The 3,178-nt window shown below is 51.6% G+C and carries 1 rRNA gene; it reads left to right on the top strand.

The features are described 5' to 3' along the window. Positions 1 to 245 precede the first annotated feature (245 nt). Positions 246 to 3,177, top strand: a 23S ribosomal RNA gene (locus tag AB1471_RS16655). Position 3,178: the final 1 nt, after the last annotated feature.

Genomic DNA, 3,178 nt, shown 5'->3' with positions numbered 1-3,178 from the left:
TCGTTCCTTGAAAACTGGATAAAGACATCAAACAAACAAAGCAACAAACCGAGTAATCGCCACCTTAGTGATTTTCTGTTAGAAAATCCAATTAAACTATTTTTATGGAGAGTAATCTCACATAAAAATGGTTTAGCAGCGAGCGATTCAAGGACGTGAGCGAGAGAAGCCCGGAGTGTGCTCAGGCACATGAGGACTGATCGAGTGAAACGGACGAAGAAGCGCGAAGCTGATCAACCATTTTTGGTTAAGTTAGAAAGGGCGCACGGTGGATGCCTTGGCACTAGGAGCCGATGAAGGACGGTACTAACACCGATATGCTTCGGGGAGCTGTAAGTAAGCTTTGATCCGAAGATTTCCGAATGGGGGAACCCCGTATCCGTAATGGGATATGATCTTTCGCTAAATACATAGGCGATTGATGGCAGACCCAGGGAACTGAAACATCTAAGTACCTGGAGGAAGAGAAAGCAAATGCGATTCCCTGAGTAGCGGCGAGCGAAACGGGATCAGCCCAAACCAAGAGGCTTGCCTCTTGGGGTTGTAGGACACTCTATACGGAGTTACAAAAGACGTATTTAGACGAAGCGGTCTGGAAAGGCCCATCAGAGAAGGTAACAATCCTGTAGTCGAAAGATACGTCCCTCCAGAGTGGATCCTGAGTACGGCGGAACACGTGAAATTCCGTCGGAATCCGGGAGGACCATCTCCCAAGGCTAAATACTCCCTAGTGACCGATAGTGAACCAGTACCGTGAGGGAAAGGTGAAAAGCACCCCGGAAGGGGAGTGAAATAGATCCTGAAACCGTGTGCCTACAAGTAGTTAGAGCCCATTTACGGGTGATAGCGTGCCTTTTGTAGAATGAACCGGCGAGTTACGATTTGATGCAAGGTTAAGCTGAGAAGGCGGAGCCGTAGCGAAAGCGAGTCTGAATAGGGCGAATGAGTATCAGGTCGTAGACCCGAAACCAGGTGATCTACCCATGTCCAGGGTGAAGGTGAGGTAACACTTACTGGAGGCCCGAACCCACGCACGTTGAAAAGTGCGGGGATGAGGTGTGGGTAGCGGAGAAATTCCAATCGAACCTGGAGATAGCTGGTTCTCTCCGAAATAGCTTTAGGGCTAGCCTCATGTGTAAGAGTCTTGGAGGTAGAGCACTGTTTGGACTAGGGGCCCCCAACGGGTTACCGAATTCAGACAAACTCCGAATGCCAAAGACTTATCCATGGGAGTCAGACTGCGAGTGATAAGATCCGTAGTCGAAAGGGAAACAGCCCAGACCACCAGCTAAGGTCCCCAAGTAATCGTTAAGTGGAAAAGGATGTGGGGTTGCTTAGACAACCAGGATGTTGGCTTAGAAGCAGCCACCATTTAAAGAGTGCGTAATAGCTCACTGGTCGAGTGACCCTGCGCCGAAAATGTACCGGGGCTAAACGATTCACCGAAGCTGTGGATGGAATCTCTATGAGATTCCGTGGTAGGAGAGCGTTCTAAGTGCTGTGAAGTCAGACCGGAAGGACTGGTGGAGCGCTTAGAAGTGAGAATGCCGGTATGAGTAGCGAAAGAAGAGTGAGAATCTCTTCCACCGAATGCCCAAGGTTTCCTGAGGAAGGCTCGTCCGCTCAGGGTTAGTCGGGACCTAAGCCGAGGCCGATAGGCGTAGGCGATGGACAACAGGTTGATATTCCTGTACCACCAAACAATCATTTGAGTGATGGGGGGACGCAGGAGGATAGGAGAGCGCGCTGTTGGATATGCGCGTTTAAGCAGCGAGGCAGGAAACGAGGCAAATCCCGTTTCCGCGTAAGCTAAACTGTGATGACGAGGGAAATTTAGTACCGAAGTCTTTGATTCCACACTGCCAAGAAAAGCCTCTAGCGAGATTTAAGGTGCCCGTACCGCAAACCGACACAGGTAGGCGAGGAGAGAATCCTAAGGTGAGCGAGTGAACTCTCGTTAAGGAACTCGGCAAAATGACCCCGTAACTTCGGGAGAAGGGGTGCTCTGGTAGGGTGCAAGCCCGAGAGAGCCGCAGTGAATAGGCCCAGGCGACTGTTTAGCAAAAACACAGGTCTCTGCGAAACCGTAAGGTGAAGTATAGGGGCTGACACCTGCCCGGTGCTGGAAGGTTAAGAGGAGTGCTTAGCGCAAGCGAAGGTACGAATTGAAGCCCCAGTAAACGGCGGCCGTAACTATAACGGTCCTAAGGTAGCGAAATTCCTTGTCGGGTAAGTTCCGACCCGCACGAAAGGTGTAACGATCTGGGCACTGTCTCAACGAGAGACTCGGTGAAATTATAGTACCTGTGAAGATGCAGGTTACCCGCGACAGGACGGAAAGACCCCGTGGAGCTTTACTGTAGCCTGATATTGAATTTTGGCACAGCTTGTACAGGATAGGTAGGAGCCTTGGAAATCGGAGCGCCAGCTTCGATGGAGGCATTGGTGGGATACTACCCTGGCTGTGTTGAACTTCTAACCCTCACCCGTGATCCGGGTGGGAGACAGTGTCAGGCGGGCAGTTTGACTGGGGCGGTCGCCTCCTAAAGAGTAACGGAGGCGCCCAAAGGTTCCCTCAGAATGGTTGGAAATCATTCGTAGAGTGTAAAGGCATAAGGGAGCTTGACTGCGAGACCTACAAGTCGAGCAGGGTCGAAAGACGGGCTTAGTGATCCGGTGGTTCCGCATGGAAGGGCCATCGCTCAACGGATAAAAGCTACCCCGGGGATAACAGGCTTATCTCCCCCAAGAGTCCACATCGACGGGGAGGTTTGGCACCTCGATGTCGGCTCATCGCATCCTGGGGCTGTAGTCGGTCCCAAGGGTTGGGCTGTTCGCCCATTAAAGCGGTACGCGAGCTGGGTTCAGAACGTCGTGAGACAGTTCGGTCCCTATCCGTCGTGGGCGCAGGAAATTTGAGAGGAGCTGTCCTTAGTACGAGAGGACCGGGATGGACGCACCGCTGGTGTACCAGTTGTCTTGCCAAAGGCATCGCTGGGTAGCTATGTGCGGACGGGATAAGTGCTGAAAGCATCTAAGCATGAAGCCCCCCTCAAGATGAGATTTCCCACACGTAAGTGGTAAGATCCCTGAAAGATGATCAGGTAGATAGGTTCGAGGTGGAAGCATGGCGACATGTGTAGCTGACGAATACTAATCGATCGAGGACTTAACCATA

Source organism: Jeotgalibacillus marinus, assembly GCF_040801915.1.
Classification (GTDB): domain Bacteria; phylum Bacillota; class Bacilli; order Bacillales; family Jeotgalibacillaceae; genus Jeotgalibacillus; species Jeotgalibacillus marinus.
This window is presented reverse-complemented; position numbering and strand designations above follow the sequence as displayed.